We start from the raw sequence: 15737 nt of genomic DNA, 5'->3' as shown, positions 1-15737 counted from the left end.
TTGCACCGGAGACCCGGATTCGTTCATTAACCTTCTTGCAATGGCAGACATACGACCAAAGGTTTCGGTGGTGGTTTTGAACTGGAACGGTAAGAATCTTCTGGAGGAACTGATGCCGAACTGGGTACGCTACGTACCCGGCGATACGGCCAAACTCATTATCGCCGACAATCATTCGGAGGACGGATCGGTGGAATTTCTGAAGAAAACCTATCCGCAAACAGAGCAAATCCTCTTCTCTGAAAACTACGGTTTTGCAGATGGCTACAACCGTGTTCTGAAGATGGTGAATACCCCCTACACCGTACTGCTGAACAGCGATGCGGCACTTTCCGAGGGGTGGCTGGACGAGCCTCTGCGCATTCTGGAAGAAGATACTACCGTAGCAGCTGTTCAACCCAAAATCCGTTCTTACCGCAATCCACAATCTTTTGAATATGCCGGTGCCGCCGGGGGCTTTATAGATCGGTGGGGATACCCTTTTTGCCGGGGACGTATTTTCGATGCCGTGGAAAAAGACTGCGGACAATACGACCGGCAACAGGGCGATATTTTCTGGGCAAGCGGAGCTGCCCTGATCGTCCGCACTCGTGATTATATCGAAGCAGGCGGGTTAGACCCTCTTTTCTTTGCCCATCAGGAGGAAATCGACCTCTGCTGGCGGTTCAAAGCACGAGCCAAACGAGTTATCTTCACTCCGCTAAGCACTGTTTACCATATCGGAGGAGCCAGTCTGGACATGAATAATCCGAGGAAAGTTTATCTCAATTTCAGGAACAACCTGCTCATGCTCTATAAAAATCTTCCCGCCAAACGCCTGCACAGGGTCATGTTCGTCCGTTACTGGCTCGACCATCTGTCTGCACTGATGTTCCTGCTCAAAGGAAACCGGAAGCATGCGGCCGCAGCCCTGAAAGCCCGGCAAGATTATAAAAAAATGAGAAAAAACTTCAAAGCTGCCCGGCAGGAAAATTTATCGTACACAATCATCGAATGGCCGAGAGGGATGAAACATTACAGCATCGTATGGGAATATTTCATACGAAAAAGAGCTGCTTATTCCGTCCTCCCAAAGCTAAAATAGCTCTCCCCTCTCCGGTAAAATCTTTTTAAGGCCTTCGCAGCCCCAGCGATTTGAAAGCGGGTGTCAGTGCCGATGTGATGCGCAGGATAAAATCGAAGAAAATCATTTTGGCATTCACATTCTGTTTGATATGCCTGATTGCAAGGTCGCATTCCGCCATAAGAGAAACGATATTCTTCTCATTGACAGCACCCTTGATTTCACGGGCAAGCCCCATCTGGTCCAATCGCAAATAATTGAGCTGCCACTGCCCGAAAGGCAAAATAAGGCATTCTCTGAAAAAAGAACCGAGCTGCGACACTAACCGTATCTGACTTTCCCGCCCCAATGCGGCGATCTCTTCCGATATACTACGCATCTCCTTGGGGTCGGGTTTCATAATGCCGGTCAGTATTTTTTCTATAATCACGAAATTTTCCCGTGCCTCCTCGTTCCCTTCGATCAGCTCCAAGGCATGCTTAAAACTCCCCTGTGCCAGATGAGCCAGTGTTTGTAATTGCTCCTCGCCCGAAGACGACAATAAGCCCCGTTGACGAATACCTTCTTTAATTTCTTCGTCCGAAAGCGGTCTTACATTCACATATTGAATGCGGCTCAATATCGTACCCAACACATGGTTCGGATCGAACGAAGCCATCAGAATAATCGTTCTTTCGGGTGGCTCTTCCACCAGTTTAAGCAGTTTATTAGCCAGCGTTTCGTGCATTTTTTCCGGCTGCCAGATATAAATAATCCGGTATTTGGCCTCCGAAACCTTATAAGCCAGCTTTTCATCCAGAAACCGGCTTTCTTTGCTGTAAATTATGGGCTGACTGTTTCCTGCCTTGATCTCTTCCTGCCACTCCGTTCGGCTGAAGTAAGCTCCCTTATCGGTAAGCATATCCCGCCAATGCGGCAGAAAATCCTCGGACGACAGTTTAGTGCCGTTTATGTACGGATACAGCATGAATAAATCGGGATGCGCCAAGCGATCGTATTTCAAGCACGAAGCACACCGGCCGCAGGCATCCGTTTCACCCGGATTATGACAATTGAGATAGCGTGCATAAGCCAGTGCCAAAGCTGAAGCTCCACTGCCCTCGTTTCCGCAGAACAGTTGGGCGTGTGCAATGTGTCCGGAGCGTGCATTGTCGATAAGGCGTTGCTTGAGGTCTTCAAGCCCGATAATATCCCTGAAATACATCGTAGTGAGAGGAAAAATGTTTTATAGTAACACATTATTATGGCTTCACAAATATAATTCTTTTGCGTCGCCCTCAGCCCGAGAGCCCGGTATTATCGGAAAAAGACCGTCTTTAATAATCCAAACCGAAATATAAAAACAAGTGGAACGGACAATTTTCTCAGTTTGAAAAAGCACTCTGCCACAGCATCTTAGAAATCATTGAATTTCTCTGCCTGACGGTTGAAAATTCTTCAGGCAAAGAATAAAAATCCAAGTTAACTTCGTCAAAAATCCGTAGCGCTACGGATTTTCAGCCTTTGCCCGGCGCATCCTGAATTACCAAACAACTGTTTTTAAGTTTTAATGAAAAATCATAAGGAACGCAAAGGGTGGTTTTATATATTTAAGTGCAATAGTATCAAACTTTAACAAGCAAGTTTGTTATCTTTGTTTCGAAACAAAAAAGCCTCATGAAGCAAGTATATTTTATTGGTATCGGAGGAATCGGTATGAGTGCTTTGGCTCGCTATTTTCATGCCAAAGGCTACCGGGTTTCCGGATACGATCTTACACCAAGCCCTTTGATAGAAGCGTTAATTTCCGAAGGCATTCAAGTAACATTCGATGATGCCGTGGATGCTATCGTACCGCAAATTCCCAAACGAGAAGAAACCACGGTGGTTTATACGCCTGCGGTGCCCTCTTCGCACCCTCAACTGCGGTACTTCATCGAACAGGGCTACCGTGTGGTCAAGAGGGCTGAAATTTTAGGGGATATCACACGCATGGAAAAAGCGCTCTGCATAGCCGGCACACACGGCAAAACCACAACGAGCACCATACTTGCCCATCTGCTCAAACAAAGCCATGTGGACTGCAATGCTTTTCTGGGCGGCATCGCCAATAACTACAAAACGAATCTGCTGCTTTCGGAGAAGAGCGATCTGGTGGTCGTGGAGGCGGATGAATTCGATCGCTCTTTTCACCATCTGACCCCGGCACTGGCCATCATAACGGCTGCCGACCCGGATCATCTGGATATCTACGGTACACCCAAAGCGTACCGCGAGGCTTTCGAGCATTTTACAGCCCTCATCCGGCCGGGCGGATACCTGATCATGAAGAAAGGCATCGCTATTTCGCCCAGGACAAAGCCGGGCGTGACCTCACTGACCTATGCGGTGAATGAACCGGCTGATTTCTATGCAACGGACATAGACACCGAAAACGGCGAGCTGACTTTCCGCTGGCATTATCCGGACGACAACGGTACGCCGCTGGCTGTCAAATTGGGTGTACCGCTCTATATTAATGTGGAGAATGCAACGGCAGCGATGGCAGCGGCATATCTGAACGGGGTGAACATACAAGAGCTGCAATCGGGGATCGCGTCTTTCGCCGGTAGCCACAGACGGTTCGACCGCGTGTTGAACACGGAGCGATTCGTACTCATCGACGACTATGCGCATCACCCCGAAGAACTGCAGGCTTCGCTAAACTCCGTGCGCAAACTGTACCCCAACGAACGTATCTTAGGCATCTTCCAACCACACCTGTACAGCCGCACGGCAGACTTCTATCGTGAATTCGCATCGGCACTCGACCTGATAGACCAAACCATCCTGATAGACATTTATCCGGCACGCGAGGAGCCGATGCCGGGAGTGACCTCACAGTTGATCGCAGACCACATGAGCCTTAAGCCGATGGCGGTTTTGCCCCGGGAAGAGTTAACCGTATTTTTAAGCCGGCACCTGAAAGAGTTGCCACGGATTATCATCATGCTGGGCGCAGGCAACATAGATCGTCTCGTCTTGCCGGTAAAGGAATTGCTGATGGAAAACATAAAGTAAAAACGAAGTCCCATGATAAAAAAGATATTATACATCATCGGCTTTTTCCTTCTGCTGGCATATTTGTCCGTAGTGATCTACTTCGCACTCCGGCATCGGCCTTCGGGCAAATGTTCCGGGGTGGATGTGGAGATGATCAGCAAATCCGGACAGATTGCTTTCATGACCCGGGAAGATGTGCGAAAAGAGTTGGAACTGATGAAATTCGACTTGCCGGGTAAAGAGTTAGGCACGATAAACATCTACGAAGTGGAAGAGAATTTGCGGAAAAATCCGCTTTTCAGCAATACGCAGGTCTATCTCTCTCCGGTATCCAAAAGCCTGGTGTTGCAAATAGAGCAGAAATCCCCTATGTTTATCGTACAGGCAGGAGATTCGGTTTACTACATCTCCACAGACAGAGGGATTATCCCGTGCAATCCGCGCTATGCCGTAGAGGTGCCGCTGGTAACCGGCCATGTGGAGAGGGACTATGCTTTGGGAGCTGTTTACGACTTGATCAAAATCATCAAGAATGACAGTTACTGGCAAAATTTTTTCACACAAGTGTATGTTCGGAAGGATGGCAACATCATTCTGACGCCAAGGTTGGGAACAATGCAAATTATCATGGGAACGACACCCAAATGGAGAACCAAACTGCACAACCTGCGCGCTTTCTGCGACGAAGTTATCCCCCGGGTCGGATGGGAAGCATATAAATCGCTAAATTTGGAGTTTAACGGACAGGTCATAGCGAAATCGGTTGACGGCTCACCGGCCCATATCGGTTCGCCGAAGGAGTAAAAAAACAATAATCTTAAAATATTGAGCCAGTGAAAGAGGAATTGTATGTTGTTATAGATTTGGGCAGCACTTATACCGTAGGACTTGTGGGCAGCAAACTGCCGGACGGGCACGTTATCCCGGTGGCAGTACACACGGAGCGGTCTATGGGGTGCATACGCCATGGCTATATTTATAACATCGATGCTACGGCAACGATGTTGCGCAGAATAATCGAGAGCCTGAACAGCCGTTTGGACGAACAGACGACTATCAAATCGGTATACGTAGGGCTGGGATGCCAATCCATGATATCCAGATCCTTCACCACAGAAATGGACTTGGGAGAAGAAGGCGAAATCATCACGCAGGATCATCTGGAGCAGCTACGAGAAAAGGCTAACAACATAAACTTCGAGGGTGCTTCGGTAGTCATGGTAACAGACCCCTTATACTATGTGGACGGACGCCCCGAAACGAACCCGCAAGGTATCCGCTGCTCACGTATCGAGGTTTGCTTTCAGGTCATTACCGTGCGCAAGAATATCATAACAAACATACACACCGTTATTGAAAATCATCTGAAACTGGAACTGGCAGGTATCCTGATTTCGCCGATTGCAGAAGCCAGAGCCGTACTGAGCAATGAGGAGCGCACACTCGGCTGTGCATTCGTCAATATGGGCGGCGGCTGCACAACGGTTTCGATCTACAACAACAGATTGCTGGCAGCTTTATATGTATTGCCTTTCGGCGGGCAAAACGTAACACGCGACCTGACCAGTCTGAGGCTTGTGGAGCCGGATGCCGAGGCATTGAAAATTTCCAACAGCTCCATGATGCTTGAAGGTATACGGGACCGCATCGTAACCATCAGTTCGGCAGACCAGATGACGGAGCGAAAAATCAGACAGCAGGACATCAATCAACTGGTGGCTGCACGAATGAATGAAATCACTTACAACTATATCAACCTGATCAAAGAGTCGGGCTACGAAGAAAAACTGGGCGCCGGACTCATCATGACGGGCGGGGCTATCAAAATAGACGGTTATATACAACAGCTAAGAGAGTATTTCGATCCGTTCAGGTATGCATCCATACGCAGAGATCTTGTCGATGAAACGAGCGACATCCTCCGTAAAAACGAAAGCGATCGGTATCTGACAGCCATTGCACTGCTTGCCATGGCAGAGAAAAACTGCGTCAACTACAAGGAGAAATCGCTAAGCGAGCTGTACAATGAAGCCGACTACGACGAAAAGGACGCCAAAGCAACGATGGAGGAGGAGACGGACAGTCTGGATCTTAACAATACGGACAAAGTAATAACCGTTACGGTTGAGAATGAAAACGGCCATCCCCAAAAACCGCAGCAGCCCAAGCAAACAGAAAGGCAGAGATTCGAAAAAACGGACGAAGAAGATAAAGAAGAAGCAAGACCCAGACACCGCAGCGCTCTGACCTTTGCAAAAGGACTGCGCAATTTCGGCAATAGACTTTCGGATCTCTTCAATGCCGATGAAGATGAGGAAGATAACAGATAAACACATTTCCGGACTATGCAAGACGACAACAACAAATTATTAGATTTCGACTACGACCAATCCGAGATGAAACCCATCATCAAAGTCGTTGGTGTAGGGGGTGGCGGCGGTAATGCCGTGGAAACCATGTTTGCCGGCGGATCAGTCAAGGATGTGACTTTTCTGCTATGCAACACCGATATGCAGGCTTTACGCAAGAGTAAAGTGCCCAACCAACTGGTTCTGGGTCCTGACATCACCCGCGGATTAGGTGCGGGCAACCGCCCCGAACGAGCACAGGAAGCGGCCGAATCGAGCCGAGAAGAAATCAAGGAAGCCCTGACTTCGGACGGCACGCAAATGGTATTCCTCACAGCCGGTATGGGTGGTGGCACAGGTACAGGTGCAGCACCCGTTATCGGACGAATAGCCATGGATGCGGGGCTGCTCACTGTGGGCATCATCACCATTCCCTTTCTCTTTGAAGGACGTAATAAGATTTTGCAGGCATTGCGAGGCGTCAAAGAGATGCGCGAAAACGTGGATGCCCTGCTGGTGGTCAATAACGAACGGCTGCGCAACATTTATCAGGATTTAAGACTGGATAACGCGTTCGACAAGGCAGACGAAACATTGACCAATGCGGCACGCGGCATCTCCGACATGATTACCCGCCCGGGACGGATAAACCTGGACTTCGAGGACGTTAAAACAACGCTGAAGAACGGAGGAGTGGCCATCATCAGCACCGGCTACGGAGAAGGAGAAAACCGTATGCAGAAGGCTATAGACGAAGCGCTGAACTCTCCGTTGCTGAATAACAACAATATCTACAAAGCACGTAAGGTGCTGATCAATATCTACCAGTCTAACGAAGCGCCGCTTATCACCGAAGAGCTTGATCCGATCAACGAGTTTACAAATAAAATCGAGACCGGATTCGACAATATCTGGGGATTGAGTACGGACGACAGTCTTGGACAAAAAGTGGCGGTTACGGTTTTGGCCTCGGGCTTCGACCTCGATACGACCACGAAGAGCATCCAGAGTTCATCCTCTACGGACAAGGATAACAACCTCATCAACACATTAAGCTCTAACAACGATGATATTTCCCGTATCAAAGAGGAGAACGAACTGATCAGCGACTACTACGGTACGGACAATCTGGAACGTAAAATATTCAAACCGACTCTGCTCAAGATCAGCGAGCTGGATGATGAGGACATCATCGGCATCATGGAAGAGACGCCTACGCTGAACCGCAATAACAAGCCGATAGAAGAAGTGAGAAGCCGCAAAGCAGCAAATGCGGGTAAGTTCCCGGGAACGACGGGCGGAAATGCCATGGATACAGGCTCGCGGAACGGCAGATCGGAAAGCAGCCCGGGAAACTCCTATCAGACCATTAAGTTTTAAGAACCTGATTTAAGAACAAACCAAAAGAAAGGGAAAAATATATGTCTTTATTTGACGAAATCAGCAATGGCATCAAAGAAGCCATGCTGGCACGGGACAAAGTGCGTCTCGAAGCGCTGCGCGGAGTAAAGAAAGAATTTCTGGAAGCCAAAACCGCCAAAGGAGCAAGCGGCGAACTAAGCGATGAACAGGCACTGAAAATCATTCAGAAAATGGTGAAGCAGCGACACGAATCGGCTGCTATTTTCAAAGAGAACAACAGACCTGAAATGGCGGAAGCCGAGTTGGCCGAAGCCGAAGCTCTGTCGGCCTATCTGCCCAAACAGCTTTCCCGCGAAGAGTTAATGCCCATCATCAAGACTTTGATTGAAAAACTCGGCGTTTCCGATGCTAAACAAATGGGGCGTGTTATCGGTGCCGCCCAAAAAGAACTGGCGGGAAAAGCCGAAGGTAAACTGATCAGCGAGGTTGTGAAAGAACTGCTTAACGCTTAGAGTTTTCACAGCAAAAAATTCACTTCAACAAAAAGGGGGTGTGTCAAAACTCCATTCTCCCTAAATCAACTGTCATTTGTAAAGAACAATCGCTATCAAAGAGCTGAAAACTCAATGATAGCGATTGTTTTATTGGGTTAGAAAGGGCGGTAACTATGGATATGAAAGGAGATTTCTCCCAATTCCATGTTTTGACACAGCTCCTTTCTTTTAACAGTGTGTCGAAACAAAACTTTACAGAAAATTGCTTAACTCAAACCTTCGATTTGCCCGTCTACAATATCAATACCCAAAGCAGAAGGATGTTTAGGCAAACCCGGCATACGCATAATAGACCCCATAATCAGTACAATCATTTCGGCTCCGGCATTGATAACGACATCGGAAACCTCAAGTTCGAAACCATGGAGGTCTCCAACGGCTTTCGGATCCTGTGTAAACGAGTATTGCGTTTTAGCGATACAGATAGGCAAATGGCCCAACCCCATGGCTTCGATATCTTTCAGTTTTTTCTTCGCTCCGGTCGTAAACGTAACGCAGCCGGCATCGTAAATTTCCTTAGCCACCTTATTCGCTTTCACTTCGATCGAGTCATTCAAATCATAAGTGAACTTCAGCGGTTTAGACGGGTTCTTCTCAATCGTATCGACAACCAGATGCGCCAGCTCCTCCGCACCCGGACCACCCTCGGCAAAAGCATTATTGATGGCAAAACCGATACCCAACTCTTTACAGTGATCTGCAATAACTGAAATCTCCTGAGATGTATCCGAAGTAAAACGGTTGAAAGCCACTATCACCGTTTGTCCGAACTTCTGCAAATTGGCTACATGTCTGTCCAGATTCTTCAAACCACGGCGCAGACCATTCACATCAGGCTGCTTAAGATCTTCCTCCCGCGTACCTCCGTTGAGTTTCAAACCGCCTACGGTTACAACCAAAACAGTCAGATCGGGATTGAGACCGGCCATACGGCTCTTGATATTGAAAAACTTCTCGGCACCCAGATCTGCACCGAAACCCGCTTCGGTAACGACATATTCACCATAGGCAAGCGCCATTTTCGTAGCAAGAACAGAGTTTGCGCCATGTGCAATGTTGGCAAACGGACCGCCATGTACAAAAGCAGGCGTATTCTCTGTTGTTTGCACTAAATTGGGTTTAATGGCATCTTTCAGCAATACGGTAATAGCTCCGGCCACACCCAGATCCTTAACGGTAAACGGAGCTCCTTTTACAGTATAGCCCAATACAACGTTTTCAATACGTCTCTTCAGGTCATCCATATCGTTAGCCAAACAGAGAATAGCCATAATCTCCGAGGCAGGAGTGATATCGAAACCGGTCTCGCAGGTTATACCATTTACTCTGCCACCTAACCCTGAGACAACATTTCTCAGAGAGCGGTCGTTCACATCCAGCACGCGTTTCCAGGTAACCTCGGAAAGATTGCGCTGAAGGTTGTTACGATTCTGATACATATAGTTATCCAGCAAAGCAGTGATCATGTTGTGCGCCGACGTGACCGCATGGAAATCTCCCGTGAAGTGCAAGTTTATATTTTCCATCGGCAACACCTGTGCGTATCCGCCTCCGGCAGCTCCTCCTTTCATACCGAAACAGGGCCCCAGAGAGGGTTCGCGCAAAGCCACGATGGCCTTCTTTCCAATGCGGTTAAGCCCCAACGACAAGCCCACGGAAACAGTGGTCTTTCCCACACCCGTTTTCGTAGGCGTGATAGCCGTAACTAAAATCAGTTTGCCTTTTTGTTTTTTATTTTTGAGTTGTTCCAATGGCACTTTCGCAATATGATGCCCGTAATGTTCCAAAGCCTGCTCGGGAATGCCGATGGTAGCTGCCACCTCTTCGATGGGTTTTAGAGTTACGCCTCTGGCTATTTCGATATCCGATTTCATTCGATAAATAATTAAAGGTTAATACGTTTTCTTCTATAATCATTTTAGCCTCGAATAAGTTCAAAATCAACCGGTTTTTGCCTTGTTTGCCAGCACTTTAATGGATAAAAGAAGAACTAAATTTTTACAGGTGTTTCCAGAATATAACCGTATCCGCGCACATTGGTAATTGTTAATGCGGGTTCGACGGAAAGCATTACCCGTAAGCGATGAATCGTATTATGCAAACTCTGCTCCCGGCTCTTAATCATATCACGGCTACGCCATACTTCGTAAGAAAGATCTTCTTTACTTACCGTTTCTCCGGCATGTGCGGTTAAATAACGCAATACGGTCGTCTGCATAGGGCTTAAGTCTCGCATCGACCCATCGGGAAAAAGCAGTAAGCGCTCTCGAAAATCGATCTCTATGGCTCCCATAGTTACCCGGTTCGTATCACCCGCCTTTTCCTCCGGTTTCTCTCCCCATTCTGCTGCATACCTGCGGGCATAAGCTGCCAGCAAATGAGCGGTAAGAGGTTTATCCACGTATGCCAGACCTCCGGCCTCGATAGCTGCGGTTTTTATTTCGGGGCTCAACTGACTGGATATAAAAATCAAAGGCAATTCCGGCGAATGCTCCTTCACCCTCCGGCATATCTCGATGCCGCTCTGTCCGTTCAGGTCTATGTCCAGAAAAAGCAGATTGGGTCGAACCCGCTCTATGGCATCCAATATCAGAACCGGATCATTCAAACCATACGTACTCATTCCTGCTTCGCAAAGTTGCTTGCAAAGCGTTTTCACCAAAACTACATCGTCGTCTACGATCAATATTTTTATTGTCTTGTCCATATATCCCGAAGCCGTTTTTTGCGTTGCTGAGGTTTGAGTACTAAAGCCATGGAAGTTCCCTGTTGTGTACTTTTACACATCAGCACTGCTTTCATATCTTCTGCCAGCCTTATGGCATACAGAAGTCCTATACCGTTTCCACTCACCTCACGGGGCATGGTTCCGGCCGTCAGCCTTATCCAATAGTTATTCGTTTCGATACCCAATCCGGGGCCGTTGTCCTGAACCAGCACCGCGCATTGACCGGCAGGATCATGAACCGACAGGGTAACCACCGGCTCCTCTCCACTGTATTTTACGGCATTCTCCATGAGAATACGCATCAGTGCCTCTACCTCTTCTTTGGGGGCTTTGATAACCAACTCCGGGGATACGGCATGAACGAATTCGATGTGCTTTTCGGGATAACTGACTTCCAGTTCCGATTCCACGGGAACGAGCAGAGACAGCAAATTGAACTCCTGAGCGTCGGAAATCTTCCCATCCTGAAGCAATCTGGGCAATTTGAGCAAACGCTTGACCTTATCGCTAATCAGGTTGATGCGCTCCGCACTGTCTTCCAATGCCAGGGCCTTATCCAAATCCGTTTCCGTCTCGCTCAGGTGACGCAGATCGGCATACGCTGCCGCCAGCGGCGTCTTCAGATCGTGCACCATGCCGAAAAAAGCCTGCTCCGAGCGCAATAGCTGGTTCGTACGCTTGCGCAGTTGACGTCTCAGCGATACCAGCATCAGGATTAAAGCCGTCACAGACAGTATCAGCAGCAAGAGCACCAGCCTGCGCTGATCCTCCAGCGAAGCTATCCCCATCGACAAAACATAAAGACGTTCAAACATACTGCTCTATTCGCTTGCTACGTAACTAAGATAAAGAATACTTTGCGTGCATACGAACCAATCCCTCATATAGGCCGAAGAAAACGGCCTTTCGTTAGAAAAGTTAGCCTCCTTGCAGCATAGTACTTGAATTGGCCGAAAGAGAGGAAACGGTTTGCATCCGTCGGCGATCCGACGAGCAAGTTATTTCAGAGGAAGGATTTCTATCCAGTAGCCGTCGGGGTCATGGATAAAATACAGCCCCATGGCTTCGTTTTCGTAGCATACACAGCCCATTTCCTTATGATATGCACGCCATTGGTCATAATCTCCGGGTACACGCATACAAAGATGGAACTCGAGGTCACCGAGGTTATATGGTTCATGACGGTCACGCAACCAGGTAAGTTCAAGCGTAAAACCAGTTTCTCCATCCCCCAAATAAACGAGAATAAAAGAGCCGTCCGTCGCTTCTTTACGCCGAACCTCTTTCAGACCAAGCGCTTTCCGGTAAAACTCAAGACTTCTTTCAAGGTCGAGAACATTGAAGTTGAAATGATCGAACCGGGATTTTATTTTTTCCTTTGTCATACTGTTTTTATTTTCATTGTATCCTTTACAAATCTATCCGTTTATTACGGTAAAACAAAATCCGCACAATCTTTCCGGCAGGAACGGCGTAGCAGTAAAATCCAATCAGAAAAACAATATCGGTTACATGTACTACTCCGGTGAAAAATCGAATATCTTTCGTATAGCCTTTCGCAATATATTTAATTATTTTTGTACAAATTGAATTGAAGGTTGTTTACAAACGTCATAACATAAGTAACTTATGCAAGATGCAATAAACGAAAAAAACGATTTCAGAACACCCAAATTCTACTGGGCATGCCTTGTTATCCTGATCATTTTTCTGGGAATCGTATTTTTATATGAGGGATGGGCTTACATAAGCGGTTTAATGGGAGCCGTTACGCTCTTTGCCATGGAGCGCAGGCAAATGCGTGCGCTGACGGTAAAATATAAATGGAAACGTTCATGGGCAGCATCTGTACTTGTACTGGAAGCTTTGCTGTTCTTTCTTATCCCGCTTACCGGCATCATCATGATGATGATAGATGTTTTCACCGGACTGACAATCGACTTCGATGCGATCATTATGGAAATCAATCAGATAAGCGAACTGATCGAAGAAAAAATAGGCTTCGACCTGCTAACCATAGAAAATCTGGGGTTCCTGCCCAAGATGGGATCCGCCATCGTTCAATTCCTGCTCGCTAATACTTACTCCATCGTAATGAACGGAGTCATTATTCTTTTCATCCTTTTCTATATGCTGTACAACTACGAAAGTTTTCAGCAGGCAATCAAGGAGTTACTTCCTTTTAACAAAGAAAATCGTCAGATTTTACTGGAGGAATCCGATCAGATTATCCGTGCCAATGCTATCGGTATCCCTCTATTGGCTATCATACAGGGGGCTTTCGCCTATGCAGGTTATCTTATATTCGACATAGACAATCCGCTTTTTTACAGTATACTGACGGCCTTCTCCACCATTATACCGGTATTGGGTACCATGATTATCTGGGTTCCGCTGGCCATTGCTTTAGCTCTCAAATCCGAATGGGCTATGGCTTTGGGGTTATTTACATACGGTATCCTGGTTATCGGCGGAGTCGATAATATCGCTCGCTTCCTGATGCAGAAAAAGCTGGCGGACATCCATCCGCTCATCACCATTTTCGGGGTAATTATCGGAATGGGCATGTTCGGGTTCTGGGGTGTCATCTTCGGCCCTCTGCTGCTTTCCCTGCTCGTGCTTTTCATCAATATGTACCGGTACGAATACATACCGGGCAGCAAAGCCAGCCCACGCATCACAACGAAAAGAAAAAACGGAAACATCCGAGGAATTAGAATTCCTCATCAGGCCCAGGAAATTCTAAATAAAACAATAAAAAAAAACAAGCATAAAGTATCTTAGAACCTGAATATTCCGGACCGGAGGGTTTTCAGATCCATCCACCACAATTTGCCGGTAAGCAACTGCTCTTCGGAGAGACCGGCCAGATATTTTACAGCTTCGGCCACCTGCATGGCTCCGACCATACCGGACAAGGCTCCTAAGACTGCAGGAGCCGGCATAAGAGGCGCTTCATCGAGCAGCAGGTCTGCGTATCTCTTCGGTTCGGAACCGCAATTCATCAACGAACACTGCCCCTGCCATCCGCCTATACTCCCATAGAGCCATGGCACCCCTATCCGTGCGGCACAAGCATCAATCACCTTACGGGCAGGAAGATTGTCCGTACAATCGATAATCAGGTCCACACGGCCTATCAGCCGGGAAGCATTTGCTTCACATAATCGCTCGCAAACAGGATGCACTTCAACCTCGTTATTGAGAGCAGAGAGGCGTCCGGCTGCAACCTCGGCTTTCGGCTTGTATATATCCTCTTCGGTATAAAGTATCTGACGCTGCAGATTATGAAGAGAAACAGCGTCGTCATCGATGATGGTAATATGCCCCACCCCCACTGCTGTCAAATAAAGCAATACGGGGCAACCCAAACCGCCGGCTCCGACCACGGTTATACGGGCATTCCGCAGTTTCTGCTGTCCTTCTTTCCCTATTTCCGGCAGCATCTCCTGCCTCTCATACCGTTCGTTCATAGTCTTTCAAGCAAAAAAGAGAATGCCCTTTTATAAGACATTCTCTTCAAATAATCCTACATCCAACAATCCCAGTCCTTCCAAACCGGTTCATAGCCGAGTTTGCGCATAGACAGAGCAAACTCTTGCGGGCTACGGGCATCGTTAATCACGAATTGCTCCAGATCGGCATTATCTTCGGCATACCCTCCGGGCTCCGTTTTAGAACCGGCACTCATGGCGGTTATGCCTATGGGTGTAACATGGCCGCGGAAAACAGCGCTTTCACGTGTGGAAAGCGAGATCTCCACCATCGGGTCAAAAAGGCGGAAAGCCGTGATAAGCTGAACCATGCCGGCATCATCGATCGGATCTTTGGGCTGCCATCCGCCTGCCGCGGGACGTAAACGAGGCAGTGAAACGGAGTATTTGGTACGCCAGTATTGCTGCTCCATATAACGCAGATGCAAGGCTGTAAAGAAAGAGTCGGTACGCCAGTTTTCCAACCCGAGCAAAGCTCCGATGCCTATTTTCTGAATATCGGCCTGTGCAATGCGGTCGGGCGTTTCCAAACGCCAACGGTAATCATGCTTCTTCCCTTCGGGATGATAGCCCGGATAGGCTTCCTCATTATAAGTTTCCTGATAAACACATACATATCCCACACCGGCTTCGTGCAAACGCCTGTACTCCTCCGTCTTTAGCGGTTGTACCTCCAAAGAAATTTGAGAGAAATGGGGACGAACCAGACGCACCATCTTTTCGTAATAGTCGGCACCGGTAACGACCTCGGCTTCACCGCTGACCAATAAAAGGTGCTGATAGCCCAACTTCAGAATAGCTTCCATTTCCCTCCGCACCTCTTCCTCCGTGAGCTTACGACGATGTATTTTATTGTACTTGTTGAATCCGCAGTAAACGCAAGCATTCGTACAGATATTGGACAGATAGAGCGGAATATACATCTGTATGGTACGGCCGAAACGCTCCACCGTAAGCCGGTGTGCTTCCTGTGCCATCGGTTCGAGATAAGGCACGGCAGCCGGAGATATCAGAGCAGCAAAATCATCCGGCGTACGTGCCGGATTGGCCAGCGCACGCTCTACATCGGCAGCAGTGCAGGAAGCTATGCGCTCCTCTGTTTCCTGCCAGTTATACTCCCGGATGCAATCATAAAAAGAATGATACTTTTTCATCTCTTGACGTACC

Annotated in this window: 14 protein-coding genes; 7 read left to right on the top strand and 7 right to left on the bottom strand. The window is 47.9% G+C overall.

From position 1 onward, the window contains the following. The first annotated feature begins 40 nt into the window (after window positions 1-40). Window positions 41-1084 carry a glycosyltransferase family 2 protein gene (locus A3GI_RS0102055; RefSeq protein WP_018359820.1) on the top strand — a complete coding sequence of 348 codons (1044 nt, stop codon included), beginning with the start codon at window positions 41-43 and terminating at the stop codon, window positions 1082-1084. Between the two features lie 25 nt (window positions 1085-1109). On the opposite strand, the gene A3GI_RS0102050 is transcribed toward A3GI_RS0102055, so the two are convergent. Continuing rightward, a complete protein-coding gene (locus tag A3GI_RS0102050; protein ID WP_018359819.1) occupies window positions 1110-2267 on the bottom strand; it encodes a DNA polymerase III subunit in 1158 nt (385 codons plus the stop codon). A 452-nt stretch (window positions 2268-2719) separates the two neighbouring features. Here A3GI_RS0102050 and murC point away from each other — a divergent pair, with 452 nt between their 5' ends. The 5 genes from murC to A3GI_RS0102025 are packed head-to-tail and all read left to right on the top strand — an operon-like array spanning window position 2720 to window position 8306. Then, window positions 2720-4102, top strand: a complete 1383-nt coding sequence (gene murC / locus A3GI_RS0102045; RefSeq protein WP_018359818.1) for a UDP-N-acetylmuramate--L-alanine ligase — start codon at window positions 2720-2722, stop codon at window positions 4100-4102. Window positions 4103-4114: 12 nt separating this feature from the next. Further along, a complete protein-coding gene (locus A3GI_RS10270; protein WP_018359817.1) occupies window positions 4115-4888 on the top strand; it encodes a cell division protein FtsQ/DivIB in 774 nt (257 codons plus the stop codon). Window positions 4889-4917: 29 nt separating this feature from the next. After that, on the top strand, window positions 4918-6414 hold the full coding sequence (ftsA, locus tag A3GI_RS0102035) for a cell division protein FtsA (RefSeq protein WP_018359816.1): 1497 nt from the start codon (window positions 4918-4920) through the stop codon (window positions 6412-6414). Between the two features lie 15 nt (window positions 6415-6429). Next, window positions 6430-7812, top strand: coding sequence for a cell division protein FtsZ (ftsZ, locus tag A3GI_RS0102030; protein WP_018359815.1), 1383 nt, complete (start codon window positions 6430-6432; stop codon window positions 7810-7812). A gap of 41 nt (window positions 7813-7853) precedes the next feature. Beyond that, window positions 7854-8306: a GatB/YqeY domain-containing protein gene (locus A3GI_RS0102025; RefSeq protein WP_018359814.1), complete on the top strand. Its 453-nt coding sequence runs from the start codon at window positions 7854-7856 to the stop codon at window positions 8304-8306. Between the two features lie 248 nt (window positions 8307-8554). Here the strand turns inward: A3GI_RS0102025 and A3GI_RS0102020 are convergent, their stop codons facing one another. The 4 genes from A3GI_RS0102020 to A3GI_RS0102005 form a co-directional block, all read right to left on the bottom strand. After that, a complete protein-coding gene (locus A3GI_RS0102020; protein ID WP_018359813.1) occupies window positions 8555-10222 on the bottom strand; it encodes a formate--tetrahydrofolate ligase in 1668 nt (555 codons plus the stop codon). A 116-nt stretch (window positions 10223-10338) separates the two neighbouring features. Further along, complete coding sequence (locus A3GI_RS0102015) at window positions 10339-11055, bottom strand: response regulator transcription factor (protein ID WP_018359812.1); 717 nt, start codon at window positions 11053-11055, stop codon at window positions 10339-10341. Further along, window positions 11040-11891, bottom strand: a complete 852-nt coding sequence (locus A3GI_RS0102010; RefSeq protein ID WP_018359811.1) for a sensor histidine kinase — start codon at window positions 11889-11891, stop codon at window positions 11040-11042. Before A3GI_RS0102010 ends, A3GI_RS0102015 begins: the two co-directional genes overlap by 16 nt. 183 nt (window positions 11892-12074) lie before the next feature. Beyond that, entirely contained in the window at window positions 12075-12461 is a 387-nt protein-coding gene (locus tag A3GI_RS0102005; protein WP_018359810.1) for a VOC family protein, read from the bottom strand. 244 nt (window positions 12462-12705) lie between these two features. Here A3GI_RS0102005 and A3GI_RS0101995 point away from each other — a divergent pair, with 244 nt between their 5' ends. Continuing rightward, window positions 12706-13860, top strand: coding sequence for an AI-2E family transporter (locus tag A3GI_RS0101995; protein WP_018359809.1), 1155 nt, complete (start codon window positions 12706-12708; stop codon window positions 13858-13860). Here the strand turns inward: A3GI_RS0101995 and A3GI_RS0101990 are convergent. Together A3GI_RS0101990 and thiH are read right to left on the bottom strand one after the other, a co-directional pair. After that, a complete protein-coding gene (locus A3GI_RS0101990; RefSeq protein WP_018359808.1) occupies window positions 13857-14549 on the bottom strand; it encodes a HesA/MoeB/ThiF family protein in 693 nt (230 codons plus the stop codon). The genes A3GI_RS0101995 and A3GI_RS0101990 overlap by 4 nt on opposite strands. Window positions 14550-14605: 56 nt before the next feature. Beyond that, window positions 14606-15724 carry a 2-iminoacetate synthase ThiH gene (gene thiH / locus A3GI_RS0101985; protein ID WP_018359807.1) on the bottom strand — a complete coding sequence of 373 codons (1119 nt, stop codon included), beginning with the start codon at window positions 15722-15724 and terminating at the stop codon, window positions 14606-14608. Between the last annotated feature and the right edge of the window lie 13 nt (window positions 15725-15737).

The sequence above is a fragment of the Porphyromonas macacae DSM 20710 = JCM 13914 genome (genome assembly GCF_000379945.1).
In the GTDB taxonomy this organism is placed as follows: Bacteria; Bacteroidota; Bacteroidia; order Bacteroidales; family Porphyromonadaceae; genus Porphyromonas; species Porphyromonas macacae.
The sequence above is the reverse complement of the archived record's forward strand: the minus strand, read 5'-3'. Positions and strand labels throughout refer to the sequence as shown.

Bases quoted from the DNA above. Each gene is read 5' to 3' on its own strand.
- A3GI_RS10270 (WP_018359817.1), top strand. From the start codon at position 4,115: ATGATAAAAAAGATATTATACATCATCGGCTTTTTCCTTCTGCTGGCA.
- A3GI_RS0102005 (WP_018359810.1), bottom strand. From the start codon at position 12,461: ATGACAAAGGAAAAAATAAAATCCCGGTTCGATCATTTCAACTTCAAT.
- A3GI_RS0102055 (WP_018359820.1), top strand. From the start codon at position 41: ATGGCAGACATACGACCAAAGGTTTCGGTGGTGGTTTTGAACTGGAAC.
- A3GI_RS0102020 (WP_018359813.1), bottom strand. From the start codon at position 10,222: ATGAAATCGGATATCGAAATAGCCAGAGGCGTAACTCTAAAACCCATC.
- A3GI_RS0101995 (WP_018359809.1), top strand. From the start codon at position 12,706: ATGCAAGATGCAATAAACGAAAAAAACGATTTCAGAACACCCAAATTC.
- ftsZ (WP_018359815.1), top strand. From the start codon at position 6,430: ATGCAAGACGACAACAACAAATTATTAGATTTCGACTACGACCAATCC.
- thiH (WP_018359807.1), bottom strand. From the start codon at position 15,724: ATGAAAAAGTATCATTCTTTTTATGATTGCATCCGGGAGTATAACTGG.
- A3GI_RS0102025 (WP_018359814.1), top strand. From the start codon at position 7,854: ATGTCTTTATTTGACGAAATCAGCAATGGCATCAAAGAAGCCATGCTG.
- A3GI_RS0101990 (WP_018359808.1), bottom strand. From the start codon at position 14,549: ATGAACGAACGGTATGAGAGGCAGGAGATGCTGCCGGAAATAGGGAAA.
- A3GI_RS0102010 (WP_018359811.1), bottom strand. From the start codon at position 11,891: ATGTTTGAACGTCTTTATGTTTTGTCGATGGGGATAGCTTCGCTGGAG.
- A3GI_RS0102015 (WP_018359812.1), bottom strand. From the start codon at position 11,055: ATGGACAAGACAATAAAAATATTGATCGTAGACGACGATGTAGTTTTG.
- murC (WP_018359818.1), top strand. From the start codon at position 2,720: ATGAAGCAAGTATATTTTATTGGTATCGGAGGAATCGGTATGAGTGCT.
- A3GI_RS0102050 (WP_018359819.1), bottom strand. From the start codon at position 2,267: ATGTATTTCAGGGATATTATCGGGCTTGAAGACCTCAAGCAACGCCTT.